This is a genomic window from Algoriphagus algorifonticola, from assembly GCF_007655305.1.
In the GTDB taxonomy this organism is placed as follows: Bacteria; Bacteroidota; Bacteroidia; order Cytophagales; family Cyclobacteriaceae; genus Algoriphagus; species Algoriphagus algorifonticola.
The window spans coordinates 126,528-151,102 of the sequence record NZ_VLOG01000055.1 but is presented as its reverse complement, the minus strand read 5'-3'; the positions used below and the strand labels follow the sequence as shown (position 1 = coordinate 151,102).

The following is a 24,575-nucleotide window of genomic DNA, read 5'->3' as shown; positions in this document are numbered from 1 at the left end:
TTCCAGAAACGATTAGTTCTGGAAGTCCTACTCTAAACCAAAATAAACGCGTTATAGGTTCTCTATATGGTGCAGAATCTGTTCTAAACTGTTCTGATTTTACATCATATGAAGTATATTCTGTAAGGCTTAGTCGCTCATGGTCGTTCTTGTGTTCATATTTAGACCCAAATAATGAAGGCATTGTTGCAATTAATACCATTACGAGTACTCCAGGAAGTAAGATTTTCCCTTCTGTTAACGGCCCTGATTTAGTTTGTAGCAGTTCCACTTTTACTTTGCAAAATGCACCTCTAGATTTGTCAGTTAGCTGGTCAATTATTCAGGGGGCTTCACTTTTGTCTTCACCATCATCAGGAACAGGTAAAAGTGCGAATGTTTCTATTTCAAACACTTCTGTCTCAGGAGAGATTAAAATTAGATTCACTGTCTCTGGGTTGTGTAATTCTAAAACCTATGACAAAACGTTTAGAGTAGGAAAACCGAGCGGAGCAGGATCAATTTCTGGAGGAACTTACGTTTATACTTATAGTATAATTACATACTCGGTTCAAGCAGTTCCCGGAGCAACAAGTTATAATTGGCAATTACCCAGTGGGTGGACCGGAGGCGGTAATGGTTTAGGAAATTCTATTACAGTTACAGTAGGGCCTTCTAGTGGCAATGTTACTGTTATCCCCGTCAATTCTTGTGCCTCAGGCCAATCATCTTCCTTGTATGTTACAGTAAATAATTGTCAGAATTGTCGAGAAATTGAAATTAGTCCAAATCCAGCAAGTGAGTCGATATCAATCTTTCCAAAAAACAACAAATTCGATGTTGATGAAAACTTTGAAATCCATGGATATAGTATTTTTGATTTAAACGGGAAATTATTGAAAAACTCAAATCAAAAAATTGTGGGATCTCCAAAAAGAATAGATGTGAAAGATTTACCAAAGGGAGTGTATATCATACATTTAGCCATAAACGAAGGAGTCATTTCTAGAAAAATATTGGTAGATAGGTGAGAAATTTGCTTTCAAAAGGGTATTAGAGGACTTCAGAGGCTATATCCAAAGCGATGGATATGCAGTTTATGGCCAATATGGAAAACAAAATGAGGTGCCCATCTGTGTCGCAGATCATATTCATGCCGTGAATTCTTTAATGCATAACAAACCTACGAAATAAGGGCAAAGCTAGTACTTGCCTTTCTTGGAAAGCTTGAGGAGATGGAAGGTTACTGCCGGGACAATCGCTTAAGCCCTGTGTGTGTGGGGCTATAAGCTTGACAATTCATCGCCGGTATTGGATGCCTTTTCCAAATGGCTCATAGAAAACTAGTCAAAGTGCCTCCAAAAAGTGTGATTGCTAAAATCTAACCTATACCATGACCCGTTAGGAAAAACTTTCTAAAAATCTCTTGAATGGAATGCTCGAAATCAGCAAGAATGCAATTAAGAAAAGGATCAGACCTTTATCGGCTATAAACTATTCGTTCTTTGCGATCCCGAAGATCGGGACAGGAAGTGTAGTGTAAAGCCTAAGAGGTCATAAAGGGCTGCCTCATTCTGTAATTCAAGTTCACCTACCATTTTCAAAAAATTGAAAAGCAGTTGCCCTGAATCCACCTTAAAAAACAACAAGGAATCAGGGCAAGGGCTGCAAAAAACCCGATTTACAGCCAATTCTGCTTCCCGAAAGAGGAACGTAACGTATGGGGAAAAGGGAATGGCGGGAATTCAGAAACATAAAGTGGTCAATATTTTATCCTCTTTTGTATACAACAAAATCGTGATAAAATTTAGGAGGTTCGAAAACTTTTATAAAAATGGTTGGAAATAAAATCTACAGTCTATAATTTTAATGGAATTAGAAAACGTCTAATTAAATTTTGTGTAATTATTTGCATACCCGATTATTTGTTTTGTAACATATTGATTTTCAACATATTTCGTAAATAGTTCGAATCCCTTCCTCTCTGCAAGTCAACTTTAGCGATAAGGTTGACTTTTTTATTTTATGTAAAGTTCTAGGTTGTCGGCAAAGAAGGGATGAGAACCCTCGGGTTTGAAATCGACCGAAGGGAGATTCGCGAGAGGTTGAGTGGCATGGCTGAGCGTACGACCAATCCCTTCCTCTCTGCAAAAAAAAGCCAGTCTTTGCAAGAAGGCTAGCTTTTATTTTTGCAGTTTGAATCAAAGATTCAACCAATAAGTCATTTTAAAGACTATTGCTCGGGATTTGGAACTCCCAAACTCAATAAATCCATCCGGATTCATTTCTGCCAAATAATTGTCCGTGTAAACCAAGAAAATATCTGAAACCGGAGCAAAACGCCATTGGAGCCTGGAATTGATATTCACATTGTCGATTTGGCTATTGTATTGGACAAAGGTGGTCCAAAAAAGTTGCTTGCTGAAGGTGAAATCGAACCTCGGTCCGATTAAAAATAGATTGGAATCACTATAGGGTCTCGGAAGTCGGATTCGGTTGAATTCGAAGTCTATACTGGTAAAGCCTAAAGGTTGATATCTCCACTGAACGCTCCCCTCCAAGTTAATTCTCGTCCCGTTGAAGTATTCTCCGGATCGGGTGCCCAAGTTGAAAGAAATGATTTTTCTTTCATCAGAACTATACCTCGCTATGATCAAATTATTGGTGTATTCGGTATTGGCAGGTAAAGCGAGCCCGTCTGATCCGCTGGGATCAAAGCCTCTGAACAAATAGGTGTATTGCCTTCTCGCCCGCAAAGAAAACCGCGCCGAGGATTTCCAATTGATGTCATATAATAAATTGACATCCCAGTCCAAAAATCCATAGGTATTATTTCCTACCATGTCAAAGTCAAAGCCAGGTCCGTGTCGCTGAACTCCTCCCGAAGAAGGGAAGAAGCTGCGGCGGTAAGTCATGGCTAATTGTCGGATGTCTGTTCTTCGGACAAAGCCTACTTCAGGAGCATAATTGGAACCAACAGATTGAGAGCGCATTTCCAAAGACCACTTTGGTACATTGTATTCAAGTTCCACACCCATTGCAAAGGCACTGTCTTTTGCTACCTGATTGATATTTTGATGGTAGAAGAACTTACCATTTATCCGGTTATTTGCTGAAGCTAAATTGTAGTCTACTCCAAAAGTCCTATCCCAAGCATTGTACAGGCTATCAGCATATTTTTCTCTGCTCTGGAAAGTTTGCTTATTGACCAGGAAAGCAGAGATATTCGATCTGGTAAATACTTTTTGCTGCAAAGAAACCATAGAATAATTATAGGAAGGTAAGCTTGCAGCTTGGTCATCGGAGACCTGCATGCTTAGAATTCCTACCCGGAGATTGTCATTGGCCTTTCCACTGATTCTGGCTCCAAAGGGAATAGGCGATTGTATATTCTGTCCGGTGCTTTCATCTCTGGATACGCCAATTCTTCTGCTAAAAAAAGGTCGGGTACCTCTATTTCCATAATTCGAAAATAGGTCTGCATTTTCCAGAAAGAATTGTCTTCTTTCAGGAAAGAAAATCTCGAACCTATCCAAATTGGTGACCTGCTGATCGACTTCAACCTGGGAAAAATCCGGATTAACAGTTAAGTCCAGGTTCAACCCGGGAGTGATACCATATTTAATATCAAACCCTGCGTTGAAACCAGTTACAGCATCAGTTTTATTTTCAAAATTCTTACTGGAATTGCCTGATATATAGGGGATAAATGAAAGGTTTTTTCCGGATTTCTTGGTGGGTTCTTCCCACTGTGCAACACGCAATACTGCTAGATTAAAGAGCGTGAAATTTCTGGAAATGGGTGCCCAGGTAGATCTTTCGGCACTTTCACTGTCAATTCGGTAAAAATTTATATTCCACTCCTTCTGACCTTCATTGAATCTTAGGGAATTCAGCGGAATAGCCATTTCTGCTACCCAATAGCCATTATACTGCTTGGCTTCTCCTTTCCAAACATTATCCCAATCCAAACTGAATGAACTTTCTCCCGTTCCACCATTTGCGACCAAACCTTCTCTTCTTACGCCAAATGGATTGATTCCAAAAGTAAATGCATTGGTTCTATCCTGAAATGTGTCAAAAATGACTGTAAAGTTGTCATTTGCTGCCCCTCTGAAATCCCGTCTTAAGGAAGGGGTGACATATTTTCTGTCTTGGTTATTGCTGTATAGAATTCCTAAAACATAGATGTTTTTATCATCAAAAAGCACTTTAGCTACCGATTGATTAACAGCCAAAGCAGAGTCGAAAGGGAAATATTGCATCCAATTATAGGCAGAATCCGCAAGGTTCCACGCCTCATCAATCTCTCCGTCTATTTCTATAGGTTGTGAAACTCTTTTGAAAATAATATCCTGAGCAGAAAGACCACCTAAGCTTAAACTAAAAACTAAAATAAATAGTATTTTTCTTAGCATAGTGCAAAGTACAGCTGCTTAAGCGGGGTGGGAATCTTATTTATATCAGCGGTACTTTCTTGTCCTAAGCTTAGCCGTTTGCGTACATTTTTTAGAATCCAAATTCAGGGGAAATTGCAGAAAAAGAGAATATTTCACTTCTATTTTCCTTTATTCTCCTTCTTCCAATTAGTTTTATCGGATGAACCCAGAAATACTGATTGATTTAGTGACCAAGAGAATGCCTTTTGGAAAGTATAAGGGCCGTTTACTTTGTGATGTGCCAGAACACTACTTGGTCTGGATGCATGGACAGGGATTTCCTGAGGGGAAATTGGGGATGTGCTTACATACCCTCTATGAAATCAGGTTGAACGGGCTGGAGCAAATTTTAAGTGATCTTAAAAGGAAGTATCCTCAAAAATAAAAGACTTTCTCAAAAGTCCAATTTGTCACATTGAACATTCCGACGATTGTACGGGATCTAAATTTAGGCCACAACGATAGTAATGGCCTTCGAATCCTTTATCAATGACAGGTTGAATTAAATTCCGAAATTTCAATTATTTCGGAATTTAATTCTTTGTTCTTTAAAATTAGTTTTAACTAGACTAAGGACTTCCTGCTTCAATTTAGCATTTTGATTTTTTCTCTTTGTTCTTTTGGCTTGAACCAAAAGAACCAAAAGTTCAAGACGCAGCAAAGCTCCAACCGCACTGGGCCGGACGCTGGCCCGCTGCTGCGTCAGCCCACCGCGCCCTCCATAAATAAGTTTTTCTAAAAGGAATGGATTTCAATTGTGAAATAACAACAGACGAATCCATTTTGGATGACCCTGTCATACCATTATTTATATGATCGAAGAACATTTAAGACTCAGGCTGACAATAGAGCTATTAAAGAGACAGCCTCTTGATTGGGTTTTAAAGTCTTCCTCTTCTTTTTATCAACTCATTCCGTATTTCATTGGCACGCTCCTCGGTGACATTATAATTCCACATCGTCACTACGGCCAGCAGGGCGGCAACTATAGGTACAATTACGTCTGCAATTCTGAGGTTAGTGAGAGTTTCCAAAGTCTGGGTAGGCTGGTTTTGATCCCAACCGACAAATGAAAGGATCATTCCGCTGAGAGTCAGGGCAATCGCAGACCCAATTTTTACCATGAGCCAATAAACAGCTCCGAAGGTTCCCTCTTTCCGAGGCATTCCATTTCTCAATTCATCCAGATCGCATAGGTCGGCAGTCATACTCATCATTAAAGTGAATAAGCCCCCAATCCCGAATGACATGAAGGGAACTTGGATAAACATCAGCCAAGTGATCTCTGGATTGAAGCCCCACCATTTTATGCCATAGCCAATAATGGATATAAAAGTTGAAATAATGAATGCATTCTTTTTACCATACTTGGTGGCTAACTTGGTGATAATAGGAATTACCAAAAACATGGTGGAGGCTGCAGCTAAGGTATTATACCAGGCAGGCCATTGACCAGCTACTCCATAATCACCATTGAACATGTAATACACAATAATGAACAATGAAAATTGAGCTACGATCTGAAAACCGTTAAATACCAAAAAAGTAGCTCCACATACCCTCAAAAATTGCTGATTGGTTAAAATCTCTTTCATCCCCTTGAAAAGATTCAGCATGTTCTTTTTAAAGTCTTTAAGGGATAGATTAGATTGACCGGTTAGATTGGTTTGATCTATTTCTTTACAAAAAATAGAAGGAAGCAAGGCGAGAATCAGGCAGGCAATACCAGTTACAATTGCCACCGTTCTTACCCCCTGAGTTTGGGTTGGAAAAATATTAGGCTGCGCAATAACCCACCAAATCCAGGGAGCTATCATCCAGGCTAACTGCCCTATGATTTGAGAAGAGGCCATTAAGCGAGTTCGCTCATTATAATCGGAAGTCATTTCATACCCGAGCCCAATCAAAGGTGTGGCGAAAATGGTGTAACCTATATAGAATACAAAGGATAAGGTCAGGATGTACCAAAAATGAAAGTTGGAAGAGTCTTCTGGATTGAGCTGCCACATCATGATAAAGGTGATTCCTGCAATGAAGGAGCCCAAAAAGATATAGGGTTTTCTACGACCCCATTTGGAGCGAGTATTATCCGTGACATAGCCCATAACTGGGTCGGTGATTGCGTCCAAAAGACGGGGGATGGATGAGAGTAAGGCAGCATCCAGTGGGTCCATTTTATAGGCAACCACCAGGTAATACATAAATGCTCCCAAAGCGGCCGGGAACAACTGATTAGCGAGGTTACCTGCGCCGAAGGCAAACTTCTGAACAAAAGGAACAATGTCCTCAGGGGCAGTTTTAAATTTTGACATGTTTTGGGTTGATGGTTAAAGGTTTTAGGGTTAATTCAGCAAATTTGCTATTGCTTATCTACAAAAGCTTTCTTTACGATATCAAATACTTCTTTTTTGGATCGGTCTACTCTGACTATTCCCCAATATTCTTCATTGGGAGATCCGTCATAAGGGACTCCACTGCTGTTTGGGGCCCAACCTCCGGTATCTTGTTGGTCAGGATTTCCCGCTTTCCACCATTCATCGGAAAAGGCAAACAAGGCGACCCCTGATCCAATTTCCTGGTTGTCAAAGACGGCCTTTAATATATTCTTGGTAGCATCTGCCTGAGCTTTCTCATTACTTCCTGCTTGATATTTTTCTTTGGAAATCGTCATATAACTGTCAGCCCCAGCTTCAGAAAAATACATAGGTAAAGAACTGATTGCAGCCCATTCTTCATAAACAGTTTCCGGTTGATCCCATCGGTAAATATTCATGCCCCAAACATCAATTTCAGAGCCCATCGTCAAGGCCAAGGAGTCCGGAAGCTCTCCGTGTGCAGTAGTCACCGGATGATTGGGGTCAGTCTCATGAATTTTTTTGGCAGCCTCATTCATGGCTTTGTACCAGTTTTTCATATCCCCATCGAACCACTCCGGATGATAATTGTATTCATTTCCCAGCTCCCAAAGTAGAATGGCTGGATGATCCTTAAATTTTTTTACATAGTCTAAAAAGCTTCCTGATAGAATGTCAAACTTTCCATTTTGATTGTAGCCAAAGCCCAAGATGACTTTTAATCCGGCTTCATGTATTTGGTCCAATACTTCTTTTTCCTCGATAGGGGAGTAGACCCGGATGGTATTGATCCCCGCTTCCTTCATCAAGGCGAGATCTTCCTGAAGCCTTTTGAAAGTACGTGCGGTCTCTCCCTTTTCAACCGGATTGTAACAAATCCCTTTGATGAAATAAACCTCATTATCGACAATGATTTTTCGATTTTCGGTTCTCACCTGACCGTTTGTGCAGGCAGGAAATAGGATGACCAAACCTAGTAATGCGAAGAAAATTCTGATCCGGGACTTCATGATTGAAATTATTTCTGAGTTGGAGGAACTAGCACATCTTTTAAAAGGGAATCCAAGCTACCGTTATAGGTTTTTATAATGGGTTTCCCATTTCTTGTAAGACCTTCAAATTTTCCCTCATCCACATCTTTCCAAAGTGCATATTTAGCCTGGGCATCCAAGGTGATCAGTCCGAAGTGATTTTCTGAACCCATAGGATTCTGAGCATCTTTCCATTGCTCATCGAATGCCTCAAAATAGAAACAGGAAATTCCCGAAGCCTCTGTCCATTGTCTCATTAAATCATGATACATGGCTTGTTTATACTCATCAGTTGCTTTGGATCCTTCAGGGCCATAAAACCCATCAGAAACGGTTGCCCATCCAGTCTCTCCAATGTGAATAGGTTTATTCACTCCTATGCTTTTCATATAAGATGTGACTGAATCATATTGAGCTTTTGCAAAATCTCTGGCTCTAAGCATGGCAGCATCTACCCGTTCTAGTTCTGATAGATTAGACATGCTGTCAGACTCTATCCAAAAATCCGGGTTATAATGAGTATTATGATAAGGGTAAGTATGCATGGAGATATAATCCACTGCCTGATAAAGCGCCTTCAAATCCTCAGTATGGTAGGATGCATCGCCGCCTCCCCATGATGCGAAATCATCCGAACTTGTAATCCACAAAGCGGAAGAGAGTTCGCCATTGGCCTTCAAGTTCTGTAAATGGTTTACCCATTTAAGGATTACATTGGGGCGTACAAAGTAGCTTGCCGCCCAATTGACCATTGCCTCATTTCCGACTGCAATTACCTTCACGATATCTGGGTATTTCTGGGCCAATTCCACTGCGCGGGCTATTTCTCCGGCATTTTCCGGGCTTTCGGCTTCATGATTCGGGCTATCTGTCCATGCATTTTCGCAGTCTATCCAGGCACCTAGCATCACATACATTTCAAAGGATGAATCCTCTTTTTTCAGCTCTGCAATTGCCTTTAATAAATTGGGGGCTTCCATTAGCTGAACATTGTAGGTTCGGAGAATTTTAATTCCCATTGCCTGAAGAATTTTCAAATCCTCCTTCAATTCAGCGATAGTCGGCTGTATATCTCTTGATTTTTCTCTGTATCCACCATAAGAAATAGCTCTGTATTCCGCATTTCCCAGAATGTCCGCAGCCGTTTTTTCCGGCACTTCCTGAGTTTGTGATTGGCAATTCATCAAGCCCATTGCCATCGCTAAACCCAAGATCAAAGAAGGCCAATTTTTCATCCTTTTAAGGTTTTGTGATAAATACATGGATTTCCGTGATTTCTCCCGTCCTTTGAAATACTTTTGTACTCAGGGATTCTTCTAAAATGGTAGAAGGAATTTCCTTAAACTCCCCTTGAGAGAAATGCACTTGTATTTTTTCTTCTTGGTCAAGATGATAAACAACTGGTACTTGACAATAGGTGAAGACTAAAGAATTTGCGGGGATCTCTAAAGATTTTTCCTGTTGATTCAGGTCGAAATAAGAAAATGTTTGAGCTTGGTTCAGAAATTCCTCTTTTTGGAGAATAGTGGGTTGGAAGTGAATTTTTCCATCTCGGATCTTTATTCCCAGTTCTGTGAATCTTGTCAGAATATCTTCTTTCACCTGTCCGGTCATTCCTGGTTGCTGAGCTCCTCTTCCTCCTGGAGTGTGGGAGTACGGGTCAGTTGGAAATGCTCCGTAAAGCTCTGGTGATTTATGGACTCCAATTCCCTCGTTGATTTCAAAGTAATGTGCAATCAGTTTCCCAATAGTTGATTCGTTTTCTTCTTGTTCTATTGCCTGCACACAGCATTCTTGGGCAGCTAGGGCTAGTTTGGAAACCATATGCCAATAAATTGAGCCCAAACCTTCGTATCCATAAAAAGTCCCGGATCTTCCCGTAAAGGCTTTATGATTGAATACTGATTCAAAGGTTTGAAGCAAGGATTTCTTTTCCTTTTCCACTAATTCCTGATGGCTTGAATCTAGTTGAGAAAGGGCTTTTTTAAGGCTCTCTGCATTATTGAAATTGCCATTGAAATGGTAATCACCTAATACGTCCTGCTCAACGATCTGAGTATTGCCTTTTTCCAGGAGTTTTTGAAGGAGCTTGGAATTTTCCACAGCTTCTTTAGGTACCCGATTTCTATCTACAAACAGTGGACGTTGTTTATTCGGATAGAGAATGTAGCTGTATTGATCTTCCCTGAACAACTCACTTTGCTTCAGAGAGTCCAAAACTTCCAAGCTTTCTTTCGGAGATAGGTAACCCGAGCTCAAGACCGCTACCTGACCTTCCAGCATTTCACTCAGGTAGGAAATGGACACTTCCCGCTCATTTTCCAAAGTCATCAAATTGTAGGCATGATAAAGCCCATCCTTTCTTTTATTCGCTTGGATTGAATGATCAATAAATTGTAATGTAAGTCTTGTGAATTCCAGAAGCTGAGCTTTAGTCAAAGGAGCTTTTTGTGCTGAAAATCCATTTTCATAAATCACAGTCCTGAATCTACTACCTGCTTCTCCAAGTCCATCCATTACTGTCTTTCTGTCTTGATCAGAAATTTTCCCTTTCAAAAGCTGCTGATTGGAGTTTAGAGTAGCTTCTATTTCGTTGAAAAAAATCACTAATTCTTCCGAAACGGGGGAGGATTCGAATTCTGACTTTTGGAGTAGCTTTTCAAAAAAGGATAAGAACCTCCTGATGTAATATAAGGTCACCATGGAAACTCCATTGCCTACTAAGGCATTATTGGCATCGTTCCATTCAGGTCTTTGGGTATTCATCCAGATTCCCCCTTCCGGTATGAAATTGGAAATTTTTGAAAGCAGGGTTGCTAGGAGTTTTTCCAGAAAGTTTACCTTATAAATTTCGTGATTACTGGTACTCAACAGTGCTGCATCTGCACCAATTTGTTTCCTTTTTTCTCTGATTTGTTGGTCTAGATCAAAGTCAAAATCAATGGTATCTTTCGGGTTATCCAGAATTTCCTGATAGGATTTGATTTTGTAAGGCACATTGGCGTAAACAAACACATCCTTATTGAAACTTGAGGATAATTTGTCAGCAAAGTGCTTTTCAGAAATCTCAAGGAATTTTAATAGGTAGATTATCTGATGGTCTCCCCAATATCCAATGTAAGACCAAGGATCATCCGGCTCAATGGTTTCCCAGTCAAAGCCGTCTTTTGTCACGCGGTAGGGATTATATCCATCGAAAGTGCTCGCATTCAAAAATTTATGAATCATGCTTTCAATGAATTCAGGGTAGGAATAGGCTAAAGCCTCCCAGTTTTGAAAAATATCCCTCCAGTTTCCCTGGTAATCTAAAATCTTAGAGCCATCGGATTCACTTCTAGTATTGATGGAGAATTTGTTCCAAGGCCTACTTGGATCCCCGTGCCTTCTACTGAACTTGAGCGGTAAATATTCCAGGCAAAGTCTGCTAAAATCCTTGTCCTTACTATTCTCCGCTATTTGCTGAAGTTCCGTCTGAGCGAATTGCTCAGGGAGCTGCTCTATTTGATGTTTGTTTGCAGCAAATACTTTTTTATTCGCCTTGGCTAAGTATGGAACAAAGTCCTTTTTCTCAATAGAATAGTTATAATCAAATATTCCTCCCCGCATGATGTTGAATAAAACATTTGCAAAATGGCGGGAATTTCTTCGTTGATCGGAGCTAAGTTGTAGTCCATCGGCAGCCGCTGTCAGTGCTCTGAGGTTTTTGGTGCCGAGGGCAATATCAGCTTTGATTTCGGCTTGGAGATCACCTGATTTCTTGATGTATTCTGATAAGTTTATTACTGCAGAAGGGCCTTTATTCACGTCTGCAAGTATCATCCAGCATTTCTCCTCATTCGGCTGAAGTTCAAGCTTTTTATGAATGAGATAAGCTCCTTTTTCAGCCCGTCTATCATTTTCAGCTCGAATTTCTTCTCCTTTTCTAAATGCATTCAACTGAAGAGATGAAAGCAGAATTTGGGCATTTTTCAATCCTATATTCCAAGCCACATTGGCTTTGAGAGCCTCACTTGGCTCTGCTTTGTCTACGATGATGGCGCTGAGAGTGAAGAGGCCTAATTGGGAATCGGATATGATTTCAGTCTTTTTATAAGCGTCAACCAGATTACTTGCTGATTGCTGCAAGTCTGGATTTACGCCAAATGGTAGCACATTTTGAATTCCGTCAATCAACTCCAGAGAAACTGGATTTTGACTTTGATTGACCAATCTGCTGGTTTTTACAAAGCCGAACTTATCACTGAAATTCCAGGAGTAGCTAAACAGAAGCTGAAGGTCATGGTTGATTTCTTCAAAAATGATTTTGTTGCCAAAGTCATTTTTGTAGAGGTTTCGGGTTAGTCGAAATACTCCTGTATATCTGTCAGAAAAGGGCTCCCAGATTTTAAAAGCACCCCTCTCTTGAATTCTAAAAATGCTTTTATTGCCAGTAATTTCATAGTACTCAGTGATTTTATCATCAGTGTAATAGGGAAATAAAGCATAATTACTGTTTTTCCTACCGGCTGAAAGTCCTCCATTGCTGGAGATGAACAACCAGTGATCTGAGTCACTGACCACACTCATGAAGAATGGTCTTAAAGAATCAATATTTGGGATTTTATAATATCCTTCGTTTTCAAGTTGGACGTAATCCATGTTTTATTTGTAAGGGGTTTGTTCTGTTAAGTGGGAAAAAGAAGGCAAAAATTCTTTGGCAAAACGCCATTTTCACTTTCGCTTGCTTCTATTTCAAATTTGAATATAATTTTTATTAGATGTCGATTGAAATTAATCAATAGATTGGCAAATGATACTTTTGAGATGTTATAGGACTTTCACAATTCTTTCACTTTTGAAAAAAAATCAATTTAATCGCTGATAAAGGCAATTTGAATGGGTATTAATGAGAAAGTGGATGGGAGGCTAATTATAAACTCTCGCTCTTTGAAAAAGCGAAGTAGGGTAGGCGACCTGATATTTTGAAAGATATTTTAATAAAAACCAAAGATTTTATTGAATACCTTTTTTGGTACAATTCTTTCGTTGAATTGTTTTTTCTTTTGGCTAAAAATGTGAACCTTTCGCCGAGTTTAGAAGAATACGGCTCTTTTTGAAGTATCAAGAAAATTCCCCGCTCGTGTAAAAATTGGCTTAATCTTGCTTTAAAAGCGGAATTTTTCGAAAAAATCTAAAAGAGTCCATTGTTTTTTGAATATAAAAAATGATAACTTTAAAACTCGATTTTAGTGTAGAAACCATTTAACCTTTATCAAAAGTCTATTTAAAAATCACATTATGAGAAAGTTAATCGCTTTGTTCATGCTTGCAGGTATCCTATTCGCGCCTGTTTTCGCTAACGCACAAGAAGCAGAATCAGATTCTGCAGCACAAGAAGAAACAACCCCTGTAGCAGAACCTGCTGCAACTCCGGCCATCGTAGATGATGAGATCGTAGCTGAGGAGGTAGGCTTCCACCAAGTGGTAAAAGAAAAATTTATCGAAGGTGATCCTATTTACATGACTCCAGTATTGATCTGTTTGATCTTGGGGCTTGCAGTGGCATTGGAAAGAATCATCACTTTGAATCTTTCTACCACCAACACTAAGAAATTGTTGGCTAAAGTAGAAGATGCTCTTTCTTCAGGAGGAGTAGAAGCTGCAAAGGACGTTACTAAAAGCACTAAAGGTCCTGTAGCATCTATCTTTACACAAGGTCTAATGAGATACTCTGAAGGTATCGAAATGGTAGAAAAATCTATCATCTCTTACGGTTCAGTAGAAATGGGACGTTTGGAAAAAGGTCTTGTTTGGATCTCCCTATTTATCTCCCTTGCTCCGATGTTGGGTTTCATGGGTACAGTAATCGGTATGATCGGTGCATTCGACTCTATCGAAGCAGCTGGTGATATCTCTCCATCCCTTGTAGCAGGTGGTATTAAAATCGCCCTTTTGACCACAGTAGCTGGTTTGATCGTAGCGATCATCCTACAGTTGTTCTACAACTACTGCGTGGCTAAAATTGACTCTTTGGTTAATGACATGGAGGATGCATCTATCACATTGGTAGATATCCTAGTGAAGCACAAATTGACTGGTAAGTAATAACTACCGGCATTTGTTGAATTTCAATCAATTGTTAATCCCAAAGAAGACATATTATGGATACTTATGATATTTTACTATACGGAAGCTATCTACTCATTGCAGTAGGAGCTGTCGTATCCATCCTGATGCCTTTGATCCAATCTTTGGACAATCCAAAAAGTTTGGTAAAAACAGCCGCTGGCATCATTGGAATCGCGGTGTTGTTCTTCATTGCTTATTCTATTTCTAGCAACGAAGTACTTCCGAAATTTGAGGCAGATCCTTTCAACCTGACTCCTGCGGGATCTCAGTTTGTAGGGGGAATGCTGATTACAACTTACATTCTTGCTCTACTTGCTCTATTGAGTATTGTATACACAGAATTTAATAAAGCTATTAAGTAATTATGGCCAGAAAGAAAAATAGAATGAGCCAGGAGGTTAATGCAGGTTCGATGGCAGACATCGCCTTCCTGCTCCTAATCTTCTTTCTCGTTACTACGACGATCGCTTCGGATAAAGGTATCTTAAACGTACTTCCTCCGAAACTCGATCCTAAGAATCCTCCGCCAGAAATTGATAAAAACGAGCGTAATATCTTTACGATATTGATCAACGCAAATGATCAGCTTTTGGTAGAAGGTGAGTATGCTGAAGCCGACGGCTTAGATGAAAAGATCAAACTCTTCGTGTTAAACTTTGGGCAACCAAATGAAGAAGCACAAGGTTTATATAATTCGCTTCCAGCTTCCCTGAAAGCGATGTCTAGAAGAGACCCTGAATCATCTGATCATCCCGGTGAAGCAGTTGTGTCTATTAAGACCAACCGTGGAACAAGCTATGATAGATATTTGGAGGTTTTTGACCTAGCGAAAAAAGCCTACTTTGATATTTATGCTGAAAGGGTAAATCTAAGGACAGACGAGTATCGTGCCTTAACGGGTAAAGATGACGCAGAGCAATCTTTGATTGACCGAGGAAAAGAAGGAATCCCAATGGCGATTTCTATTGCAGAACCTGATAAAATTGGTAGTTGATATGGCAAAGTTTAGCAAAAAGACCAAGACTTCTGAGAATATCCCAACCTCTGCTTTACCAGATATTATTTTCATGCTTCTTTTCTTCTTCATGGTAACAACCGTGTTGAGAGAGCAGGAAATTTTGGTAGAGCAGAAGATACCTCAGGCTACCCAGCTTCAGAAGCTGCAGAAAAAGACATTGATTTCTTACATCTACATTGGTAAGCCAAAAAATACAGGCCTTTATGGTTCTGAACCTAGAGTTCAAGCTAACGATGCCTTGCTTACTCCTGCTGATATTGTTCAGTGGGTAAACCAAGAAAGGGATATGCTTCCTGAAGCAGATAGAAATATGATTACTATTTCTATGAAAATTGATAGAGATGTCAAAATGGGTCCAATTTCGGACGTTCAGACTGAATTAAGAGAGGCTGATGCCCGAAGGGTATTGTATGCTTCTGTGGGTAAAGTTCAAAAGGACTAAAATACCCAATAGTCAAAAAAGCTGCTTCAATCATGAGGCAGCTTTTTTTTTGCCCTTTCGAATCTCCTCCTATTTCCGACCACAAAAAATAGATTAGAATATCCTCTAATAAATTGTATTTTTCTAATTCATACCTGTGATCAATGCTAGCCAACCTGAAAAATAAAAAGAAAGTCCAAAATGCTTGGGCTATGTATGACTGGGCTAATTCTGTCTATAGTTTGGTCATTACTTCAACCATCTTTCCTGTTTATTACAATAGTGTTACCAAAGGAATGGATGATTCAGATATTGTATCATTTTTTGGTTTTGAGATCATTAACACGGTCTTGTACTCTTATTCTATCTCTTTTTCTTTTTTGATCATTGCCATTATTTCCCCATTGCTATCAGGTATGGCTGATTCAAGCGGGAAGAAGCTGGAGTTCATGAAGTTTTTCGCTTATTTGGGATCTGCAGCTTGTGTTGGATTGTACTTTTTTGATGCAAGTAATATTGAATGGGGAATTATCTGTAGTATCACCGCAAGTATTGGATACGCGGGAAGCATCGTTTTTTATAATGCCTATTTGCCAGAAATATCAGAGGAAAAAGAATATGATTTATTGAGTGCCAAAGGTTTTGCTTTAGGCTATGTTGGGTCAGTGATTCTTTTGGTAGTCAACTTATTAATGATACAAATGCCTCATTTATTTGGAATCCCTGATGGAGGTGTAGCTGCAAGGTTATCTTTCTTAATCACGGGTCTTTGGTGGGCTGGGTTTTCGCAAATACCCTTCAGAATTCTTCCTAAAAATCCATACAACAGGAAATTGAAAAGAGAATTGCTTTTTCATGGATATCAAGAGATCAAAAAGGTCTTTTACCAGATTCGTGAAATTAAAGTCATGAATCGCTTCCTTGCCTCATTTTTCTTCTATTCCATGGGGGTACAAACCACCATGTATTTAGCAGCTACCTTTGGCGATAAGGAGTTGGGTTTACCAGGAGATCAATTGATCATGACTGTTCTTATCATCCAATTTGTAGCCATAATAGGAAGTTATCTGTTTGCTTTTATATCCAAAAAATATGGGAATAAGGTGAGTTTGGTGATTATGGTATTGATCTGGACAGGGATCTGTGCTGCGGCTTATTACGTGTATACGGTTTATGAGTTTTTTGCCTTGGCTTTTGTCGTCGGGATGGTCATGGGAGGAATTCAGTCTTTATCGAGATCTACTTATTCCAAGCTTATTCCAAGAAATACCACTGATCACGCATCTTTTTTTAGCTTTTATGATGTGACAGAAAAAATGGCTATCGTTTTGGGTACTTTTTCTTACGGAGTCATTGAACAGCTGACTGGGAATATGAGGAACAGTGCCTTATCTTTAGGTATATTTTTCTTAGTAGGCCTAGGCTTTTTGCTATTGGTAAGTATTCCAAAGCAGGAATTGTCTCAATCAAAGGTATAGATCATGATCAAGATTTTAGCAGGAGAAAGTGTTTCCAAACTGGATCAACTCCATTGCAAAAGCGCTAATATCAGTTCCTACGAATTGATGGAAAAAGCTGCCCAAGAATTTGAAAAGTGGTTTTACCAGCAAGAATTCTCAAAAGAATCTCCAATTCTGATATTCTGTGGGTCGGGAAATAATGGAGGTGACGGTTTTGCGATAGCAAGACTACTATCTCAAAAGAATCATAAGATTTTAGTAATCAAATGCTTTGGAGATAATTCAAAATTAAGTGCAGATGCCGGCAAAAACCTTGAAATGCTTCCGACTAAAGTGAAGGAAGTATTTTTCAAGGAGTTTCAGGCACCTACAGAGCCTTGTATTATCATTGATGCATTTCTAGGCGTTGGGTTGAGCGGTCCCTTACGTGATAGCGCAAAACCAATTATAGGAAGGATGAATTCTCTTCAGGGGAAAAAAATTGCTATAGATATTCCGTCGGGCCTTCCTTCGGAAGGGGTTAGTCTAAAGCTTTCTTTTCAGGCAGATGTGACAGTGAGTTTTGCTTTTCCAAAACTTGCATTGATCCTTCCTGAAAATGCGGAATCTGTAGGGGATTTGGAAGTATGTGATATTGGTATTCCCGATACGAGGTATGAGGAGTTTGAAGGAAGCCTTTATTTTATTCAAGCGAAAGATATACCTGCTTTGCATAAAAAATTCCATCGATTTTCCCATAAAGGAGATTTCGGTAAAATCCTGTTGGTAGGAGGCGGACATGGAAAAATGGGAGCCATTATTTTGGCGGCCAAGAGTGCATTACGGACAGGTTCAGGACTGGTCACTTGTCATATAGAAGAAAGTGAAAGACTCAGTATTCAGGCTGCTTTACCGGAGGCGATGTGTAATTGGGGGCTGATTCCCAATGCTGACTATTATGATGCGGTCGGGATAGGTCCAGGCTGGGGCATAGAAAGTAGAAAGAATCAATTGGAGGCCTTGCTGAAAGACTTTCATTTCCCGATTGTTTTGGATGCAGACGGGATCAATATTTTGGCAAAATTTCCGGAATTGATTCCTTTGGTACCGAAGAACTCAATTCTTACTCCGCATATAGGAGAGTTTCAAAGATTGGTTGGGGCAGCGGCTAATCATCAGGAAAGAATGATGCAAGCCAAAGACTTTGCGATAAAACATCAATTGATCTTGATTTTAAAAGGAGCAAATACTGTAATCTCCACACCGGATGGAAGACAATTGGTCAATAGCACAGGTACTCAATTTATGGCTACAGGAGGAGCAGGTGATATTCTCACTGGAATGATTACTGCTTACTTGGGAATGGGATATAGTCCGGAATCAGCGGCAGTTTGCGGGGTTTTTCATCATGGATTGGCTGGTGAGTTGGCGGGAAAACGAAAAGGTAGAGGAACCATAGCAGGTGACATCATTGAGTCGATCCCGGAAACCTATTTTTATTTGGGTATTTCCTGATTTAACATAGTAATAGCAAACTTTATTTTTTTTCTTGTGGTTCAAGGCTAAAGCAATTTTGATGAAGAAGGAAAAATTACTGCTTTGGACTTTGGCAGCTATCAATTTTATCCACATTGTGGATTTTATGATTTTGATGCCTTTAGGTCCGCAGTTGATGCGTGTGTTTGAGATATCTCCCCGGGAATTTGGACTGCTGGTATCTTCCTATACTTTTAGCGCAGGTATTTCCAGTTTTTTTGGAGCATTCTTTCTAGATCGATTCGATAGAAAAAAGATTTTGCTTTGGGTTTATGTAGGATTCTCTGTTGCTACCCTAGGCTGCGCATTGTCACCAACTTACCCGATTTTATTATCCGCAAGGATTGTTTCGGGTCTTTTTGGAGGGCTGACTTCCGCTCTGATTTTAGCAATTATTGGCGATGTTATTCCAGATGCAAGAAGGGGAAGAGCCATGGGATTGGTTATGGCTGCTTTTTCAGTTGCTTCTGTTTTAGGTGTTCCTTTAGGTTTGTTTTTAGCTAGTTTGTCGGACTGGCATACCCCATTTTATATCTTAACAGGCTTGTCTGTAATTAGCTTAGGAATGATTTTCCATTACGTTCCCAATATCACTGAGCATCTTGGAAAAGAAATTGTCAGGCCTCATCCCTTGGAAGTGGTTCGCAGAGTGACAAGCAACCCTAATCAAATGCGGGCAATCACTCTTTCTGTAATGATGATGTTTGGGCAGTTTATGATCATTCCCTTTTTGAGTCCTTACACAGTGGCTAATGTTGGCTTTACGGAAATGCAGTTAACCTATATCTACATGGCTGGTGGAGCCTTTACTATTTTTACCTCTCCTTGGGTTGGGAAGATGTCTGACAAGTATGGGAAACTCCGGATTTTTACGATTTTCATGACCCTGAATGTGGTTCCAATTGCGATAATTACCAATTTAGGAGTTACGCCCATTCCTTATGTGTTATTGGTGTCGACAATGTTTTTTGTGACTTCCAATGGACGATATGTACCCGCTGCAGCAATTATTACGGGCACCGCGCGACCTGAAAATAGGGGAAGTTTTTTAAGCTTTAATTCAGCGATTCAACAATTGGCTACGGGTTTGGCATCTTTAATTGCAGGGCTCATAATTGGAGAAAATGCAGCAGGAGAATTGACTAATTTTAATTTGGTCGGATATATCGCCATTTTCTTCAGCTTGCTATGTATTCCTTTGGCGAGAAGGGTGAAAGTGGTGGCATAAAAAAACCGTCACTTGGACGGTTTTTTTGAATGAATTAAAATTCTGCGTTTCCTGGAGTTCTTGGGAATGCTATCACATCCCGGATATTTCCCATTCCTGTTACAAACTGAACCATTCTTTCGAAGCCCAATCCAAAGCCTGCATGAGGTGTAGCTCCGAATCTTCTTGTATCTAAGAACCACCACATTTCCTCTTTTGGAATGTTCATTTCATCCATTCTTTGAAGGAGCACATCCAGCCTTTCTTCCCTTTGAGAACCTCCGACAATCTCCCCTATCCCCGGGAAAAGGATATCCATAGCGGCAACTGTCTTTCCATCCTCATTTTGACGCATATAGAAAGACTTGATTTCTTTCGGATAGTCTGTCAGAATTACAGGTTTTTTGAAATGCTTTTCTACCAAATATCGCTCGTGTTCTGATTGAAGGTCAGCTCCCCAGGATTCAATTAGATATTGGAATTTCTTCTTCTTATTAGGATTGGAGTTTCTTAGAATATCGATAGCCTCAGTATATGAAATACGAACAAATTCATTGTCTACCACAAAGTTCAATTTTTCCAGCAAGCTCATTTCTGAACGCTGATCTTGCGGCTTAGATTTTTCTTCATCCAATAATCTGGATTCCAAGAATTGTAAATCTTCCTGGCAATGATCCAAAGCATATCGGATCAAATATTTAAGGAAGTCTTCGGCTAAATCTGCGTTATCTTCTGCATCATAGAAAGCCATTTCAGGCTCAATCATCCAGAATTCAGCTAAGTGGCGGGTTGTGTTGGAATTTTCTGCTCTGAAAGTAGGTCCAAAAGTGTAAATTTCAGAAAGCGCCATAGCAGCCAACTCCCCTTCCAATTGGCCAGATACAGTCAAATTAGCTTCTCTTTCAAAGAAATCTTGCTTGAAGTCCACTTTTCCATCTTCGGTTTTTGGAGGATTTCCAATATCCAGAGTGGTTACCTTGAATGTTTCCCCTGCACCTTCCGCATCAGAAGCGGTGATGATAGGAGTATGGATATAGAAAAAACCCTTATCATTGAAATATTGGTGCACTGCAAATGCCAAAGCATGTCTTACTCTGAAAACTGCACCAAATGTATTTGTACGCATTCTCAAGTGAGCGATTTCACGCAAGAATTCAAGGGAGTGTTTTTTTGGCTGTAAAGGATACTTCTCTGGATCCGCCTCACCCAAAACTTCTATGCTCTTCGCATTCAATTCTGAGGATTGCCCTGCACCTTGAGATTCAACCACTGTTCCTGTGATTTTGAGACAGGCTCCAGTTGTGCATTTTTTCAGAACATCATCCGAAATGAAATTTGGATCAGCCACCACTTGGTAATTGGTAATGATAGACCCGTCATTCATGGCAATAAAGGAAACATTTTTATTGGATCGCTTAGTACGAACCCAGCCCATTAATGTGATTTCACTGCCTATTAGACCCTGCTCTAAAATGGTTTTGATTTTTACCCGCTTGTTGAATGCCATGATTTCGTTTTGGTTTCAAATAAGGCTGATAGCCGAATTTTTTATAGTCTGCAAAAAAACGATTAAATAAGCTTTTTATCAAAAATTTGCTTGTTTTTCCTAACTTTGAATTCAGGGCTTTTTTTCTGAAAAAGTCCTTTTTTGAACCCAAAATGCAGGTTTTACTCAATTTCCAATGCAAAAGCTAAATCTTAGCCAGTCACTTTCACAGAAGCTTTCTCCACAGCAGATACAGTTTATCAAGCTGTTGCAGGTTCCTACAGCAGAATTGGATGCCAGAATTGAGGAAGAATTGGAGGTTAATCCAGCATTGGAAGAAGGAAAAGACGAGAAAGAAGACCCAGGTCAAGAAGAATATGAGGACTCCTACGATGAGGACCTTGGATCTGATGATAGAGATCTAAATCTGGATGATTATCTGGATGATGAGTACGGTGGATATAAAATGCAGGGCGACGGGAATTACAATTCGGATGAAGAAGATCGGGAGATTCCTATTTCTTCCCAAGCGTCTTTGCATGAATTGTTAATTCAGCAACTCAACTATCTAAAGCTTGATGAAAGACAAAAAATAATCGGGCAGCAGCTGATAGGAAGCATTGAAAATGATGGATATATCCGTAGGGATTTGGAGGCCATTATCAATGATTTGGCTTTTAGCCAAAATATAGAGACGGATATAGATGAGTTAGAGGAAATTCTGCGAAAGATTCAAACTTTTGATCCCGCTGGAATTGCTTCAAGAAATCTTCAAGAATGCCTCATTCTGCAATTAGAAAGAAAAGAGCATCCAGAGGATCCCACAGTTCAGCATGCCTTACGAATCATGCATGATTGCTTTGAAGAGTTTACCAAAAAGCACTACTCCAAGATCCAGCGAAAATGCGATTTGAATGAAGACGAGATCAAGGATGCTGTCAACTTGATTACTAAGTTAAATCCTAAGCCGGGAGGAGTTTCCGAGGGATTAGTTCGTACGCAGTACATCATACCGGATTTTATTTTGACCAATAATTCAGGGAAATTGGAAATAAGTTTGAACTCCAAGAACGCTCCTGAGTTAAGAATATCCAGATCATATGCGGATATGTTTGATGCCTATGATAAATCTGACAAAAAGGACAAAAAACTGAAGGAGACAGTCACTTTTGTGAAGCAGAAATTAGATGCTGCTAAATGGTTTATCGATGCGATCAAACAACGTCAAAATACTTTATTGAGAACCATGGAGGCTATTTTACAATATCAAAAAGAATTCTTTTTGGATGGGGATGAAACGAACTTACGTCCGATGATTCTGAAAGATATAGCCGAAAAAATAGACATGGATATCTCAACTGTTTCCAGAGTTGCCAACAGTAAATCCATTCAAACAGAATTTGGCGTTTATCCTTTAAAGTATTTCTTTTCTGAAGGTATCGCTACTGATAGTGGGGAAGATGTCAGCAATAGGGAGGTGAAATCTGTATTGCAGGCTATGGTAGATGAAGAGGATAAAAAGAGACCGCTTTCAGATGATAAGCTTGTGAAAATGCTGAATAAAAAAGGATATAATATAGCCAGAAGAACTGTTGCCAAATACAGAGAGCAATTACAGATTCCAGTGGCGAGACTTAGAAAAGAACTGTAGTGGGGAGAAGTCTAGCGCTGATTATTTCGGTTATTTTCCAGCCATTGATTATACCAACACTGGTTTTTGGTATGATTCTTTTTGTGGTACCCGAGGCAAGTAGTGTTCCTTTTGAATTTAAAGTCAGGATCTTTTATTTGATCATGTTATCCACTTTAGCTATTCCAATGATTACGATACTTGGACTGAGACTTAGTGGTACAGTGAAGAGTCTTCATATGATCGATATCAAAGACCGACTGATTCCTTTTTGTGTGACTTCAGTATATTTTTTGATGACGGTCTATTTCATGTTTGAGATGTCTGAATTAGACCCCATATTATGGCAATCCTTGGCAGTAATTACTGCGGTTGTGGTGATCTTAACGATAGTCACCTTTTTTTGGAAGATGTCAGCTCATATGACTGGGGTAGGAGGGCTTTTAGCGTTGGTAGTTGTCTTAGGAATGAATTTCCCGAATTTCGCCATACTTTACCCTTTATTAGGTGCTTTATTGCTGGCTGGAGTGGTTGGTACTTCAAGATTGTTTTTGAATGCCCATAATCCCATGGAGGTTTATGTTGGCTTTTTCTATGGTTTTTTTACCTGCTTTTGGGGATTTCTTTGGGTTTGGGGATAAAAAAAACCGGATTGAAAAACCCGGCTTCTTCTTATAATTAATTCAAAGCTTAGAATAGATTCACTGCAATTCCAAAACTAATTTGCTGTGATTGGTTAGCAGCCGGACCTTGCCCCTCTTGGAATAACCTGTTGAGTCCAAAATAGCTCCAAGCATAGAATCCTGGAGAACCTGCTTTTAGGGTTAGGCCATATCTCAATTTCTCTAAGCCATAATTCTGAGAGTCTTTGATTTTTCTGGTCAAACCATCCTCATCTGTGTATTTGATTTTGGAATGGGCATTATAAAGGAAGCCAACTTTTCCACCTACACTTACCCGAAATCCTTTAGTGTAATTATTTCTATTGACATGGTAAGTCAGGTCAAGAGGTATTTCGAAATAGTTCAGCGAGAAAACATTCTTGTCTACTGAGATATCATCCCCAAATACATCTGTCAACTCCAGGAAATCACTGGACTCAGGGCCATTAGAAGGATCATTGAAAAGATTCATCTCATCATTAAAAGCCAATTTGTCTGTACCAATACCAAATCCAGGATCTAAAGTGAAACCGGAATTAGCACCGAATACTGAAATAGGATATTGGTAGTAGATATTGAGCGTTCGGGATCCAAAAAAACCTGTACTCATATCCTCAGGTCGGTTATTGAGCACATTGAATCCAAATTCTACAACTAGATCAGCTGGAATATTGGGTCTTCCGCCTACAGGAACTTTTGGTTTCTGTACTGTTTCTTGAGCAAGCGCGAATGGGCCAATTGAAAATGCTAAAAGGACTATAAATAATTTTTTCATGTATTGGTTAATGTTTTTCAATAGTCACATGTAATCTTGCATGGCGGGTAGTCTTGAATGATGGTTTGACTGCCTTTGTGCTCAATTGAATTAAAAGAGTGCTTAATTACAATGTATTGCGGGCAAAAATAGAAAATCCCTGAGGAATTAACCTGTTTTTGCTCTTAATAATTCTTAAGTGTCGAAATGAGTTCCTCCTCTACCTTTGTAAAAAAGCTTCAGATAGATATTTGGAAAAAATCGATTTATAAGTACCTTTGCAAACCATTTCGGCCTCGTAGCTCAACTGAATAGAGCACCTGATTACGGCTCAGGAGGTTTCAGGTTTGAATCCTGACGAGGTCACACTAAAGTAAAGCTCAACCCATCAAGGTTGGGCTTTTTTATTTCAACCTAAAGCCTTATTATCTGCTAGGATATTTTTGATTTTTAAAGGAGGAGGTTTCAAGTTTGAATTCCCGCTTTGCGGGACAAGCTCTGACGAGGTCAC

18 protein-coding genes and 1 tRNA gene are annotated in these 24,575 nt (G+C 39.6%); 12 read left to right on the top strand and 7 right to left on the bottom strand.

Annotation, left to right across the window (positions count from 1 at the left end; all coding sequences use genetic code 11):
- Positions 1 to 149: 149 nt before the first annotated feature.
- Positions 150 to 1,010 (top strand): T9SS type A sorting domain-containing protein, encoded by an 861-nt coding sequence (locus FL972_RS15425; RefSeq protein WP_144606676.1) that lies wholly within the window; start codon positions 150 to 152, stop codon positions 1,008 to 1,010.
- 1,170 nt (positions 1,011 to 2,180) lie between these two features.
- On the opposite strand, the gene FL972_RS15415 is transcribed toward FL972_RS15425, so the two are convergent.
- Positions 2,181 to 4,397, bottom strand: a complete 2,217-nt coding sequence (locus tag FL972_RS15415; RefSeq protein WP_144606674.1) for a carbohydrate binding family 9 domain-containing protein — start codon at positions 4,395 to 4,397, stop codon at positions 2,181 to 2,183.
- A gap of 181 nt (positions 4,398 to 4,578) precedes the next feature.
- On the opposite strand from FL972_RS15415, the gene FL972_RS15410 reads away from it, so the two are divergent.
- Positions 4,579 to 4,803, top strand: coding sequence for a DUF3820 family protein (locus FL972_RS15410; protein WP_144606672.1), 225 nt, complete (start codon positions 4,579 to 4,581; stop codon positions 4,801 to 4,803).
- A gap of 496 nt (positions 4,804 to 5,299) precedes the next feature.
- Here FL972_RS15410 and FL972_RS15405 read toward each other — a convergent pair whose 3' ends face one another.
- From FL972_RS15405 to FL972_RS15390, 4 genes are read right to left on the bottom strand one after another with little or no spacing between them, the layout of a single operon-like run.
- A complete protein-coding gene (locus FL972_RS15405; protein ID WP_144606670.1) occupies positions 5,300 to 6,730 on the bottom strand; it encodes an MFS transporter in 1,431 nt (476 codons plus the stop codon).
- 47 nt (positions 6,731 to 6,777) lie between these two features.
- Positions 6,778 to 7,782, bottom strand: a complete 1,005-nt coding sequence (locus FL972_RS15400; protein ID WP_144606668.1) for a glycoside hydrolase family 2 TIM barrel-domain containing protein — start codon at positions 7,780 to 7,782, stop codon at positions 6,778 to 6,780.
- Between the two features lie 8 nt (positions 7,783 to 7,790).
- Positions 7,791 to 9,038 carry a glycosyl hydrolase family 17 protein gene (locus FL972_RS15395; RefSeq protein ID WP_144606666.1) on the bottom strand — a complete coding sequence of 416 codons (1,248 nt, stop codon included), beginning with the start codon at positions 9,036 to 9,038 and terminating at the stop codon, positions 7,791 to 7,793.
- A 4-nt stretch (positions 9,039 to 9,042) separates the two neighbouring features.
- The gene (locus FL972_RS15390) at positions 9,043 to 12,441 is read right to left on the bottom strand and encodes a hypothetical protein (protein ID WP_144606664.1); all 3,399 of its coding nucleotides are present in this window, start codon (positions 12,439 to 12,441) and stop codon (positions 9,043 to 9,045) included.
- A gap of 639 nt (positions 12,442 to 13,080) precedes the next feature.
- Between FL972_RS15390 and FL972_RS15385 the strand changes: the two genes are divergently transcribed.
- From FL972_RS15385 to FL972_RS15355, 7 genes are all read left to right on the top strand, one after another.
- On the top strand, positions 13,081 to 13,887 hold the full coding sequence (locus FL972_RS15385) for a MotA/TolQ/ExbB proton channel family protein (RefSeq protein ID WP_144606662.1): 807 nt from the start codon (positions 13,081 to 13,083) through the stop codon (positions 13,885 to 13,887).
- A 56-nt stretch (positions 13,888 to 13,943) separates the two neighbouring features.
- Positions 13,944 to 14,273: a hypothetical protein gene (locus tag FL972_RS15380; RefSeq protein WP_144606660.1), complete on the top strand. Its 330-nt coding sequence runs from the start codon at positions 13,944 to 13,946 to the stop codon at positions 14,271 to 14,273.
- Positions 14,274 to 14,275: 2 nt separating this feature from the next.
- Complete coding sequence (locus FL972_RS15375; protein ID WP_144606658.1) at positions 14,276 to 14,905, top strand: ExbD/TolR family protein; 630 nt, start codon at positions 14,276 to 14,278, stop codon at positions 14,903 to 14,905.
- 1 nt (position 14,906) lies between these two features.
- On the top strand, positions 14,907 to 15,371 hold the full coding sequence (locus FL972_RS15370) for an ExbD/TolR family protein (RefSeq protein WP_091648824.1): 465 nt from the start codon (positions 14,907 to 14,909) through the stop codon (positions 15,369 to 15,371).
- A gap of 143 nt (positions 15,372 to 15,514) precedes the next feature.
- Positions 15,515 to 16,828: an MFS transporter gene (locus FL972_RS15365; RefSeq protein ID WP_144606656.1), complete on the top strand. Its 1,314-nt coding sequence runs from the start codon at positions 15,515 to 15,517 to the stop codon at positions 16,826 to 16,828.
- A gap of 3 nt (positions 16,829 to 16,831) precedes the next feature.
- Positions 16,832 to 18,304: an NAD(P)H-hydrate dehydratase gene (locus FL972_RS15360; protein WP_144606654.1), complete on the top strand. Its 1,473-nt coding sequence runs from the start codon at positions 16,832 to 16,834 to the stop codon at positions 18,302 to 18,304.
- 61 nt (positions 18,305 to 18,365) lie between these two features.
- Positions 18,366 to 19,553, top strand: coding sequence for an MFS transporter (locus FL972_RS15355; protein WP_144606652.1), 1,188 nt, complete (start codon positions 18,366 to 18,368; stop codon positions 19,551 to 19,553).
- Between the two features lie 34 nt (positions 19,554 to 19,587).
- Here the strand turns inward: FL972_RS15355 and asnS are convergent, their stop codons facing one another.
- Positions 19,588 to 21,039 carry an asparagine--tRNA ligase gene (gene asnS, locus FL972_RS15350; RefSeq protein ID WP_144606650.1) on the bottom strand — a complete coding sequence of 484 codons (1,452 nt, stop codon included), beginning with the start codon at positions 21,037 to 21,039 and terminating at the stop codon, positions 19,588 to 19,590.
- 175 nt (positions 21,040 to 21,214) lie between these two features.
- Here asnS and rpoN point away from each other — a divergent pair, with 175 nt between their 5' ends.
- Both rpoN and FL972_RS15340 read left to right on the top strand, forming a co-directional pair.
- Positions 21,215 to 22,669: an RNA polymerase factor sigma-54 gene (rpoN, locus tag FL972_RS15345; protein ID WP_144606648.1), complete on the top strand. Its 1,455-nt coding sequence runs from the start codon at positions 21,215 to 21,217 to the stop codon at positions 22,667 to 22,669.
- A complete protein-coding gene (locus FL972_RS15340; RefSeq protein ID WP_144606646.1) occupies positions 22,669 to 23,289 on the top strand; it encodes a phosphatase PAP2 family protein in 621 nt (206 codons plus the stop codon). Before rpoN ends, FL972_RS15340 begins: the two co-directional genes overlap by 1 nt.
- A gap of 49 nt (positions 23,290 to 23,338) precedes the next feature.
- On the opposite strand, the gene FL972_RS15335 is transcribed toward FL972_RS15340, so the two are convergent.
- The gene (locus FL972_RS15335) at positions 23,339 to 24,085 is read right to left on the bottom strand and encodes a porin family protein (protein WP_144606644.1); all 747 of its coding nucleotides are present in this window, start codon (positions 24,083 to 24,085) and stop codon (positions 23,339 to 23,341) included.
- Between the two features lie 271 nt (positions 24,086 to 24,356).
- Between FL972_RS15335 and FL972_RS15330 the strand changes: the two genes are divergently transcribed.
- A tRNA-Arg gene (locus FL972_RS15330) sits at positions 24,357 to 24,430 on the top strand.
- Positions 24,431 to 24,575: the final 145 nt, after the last annotated feature.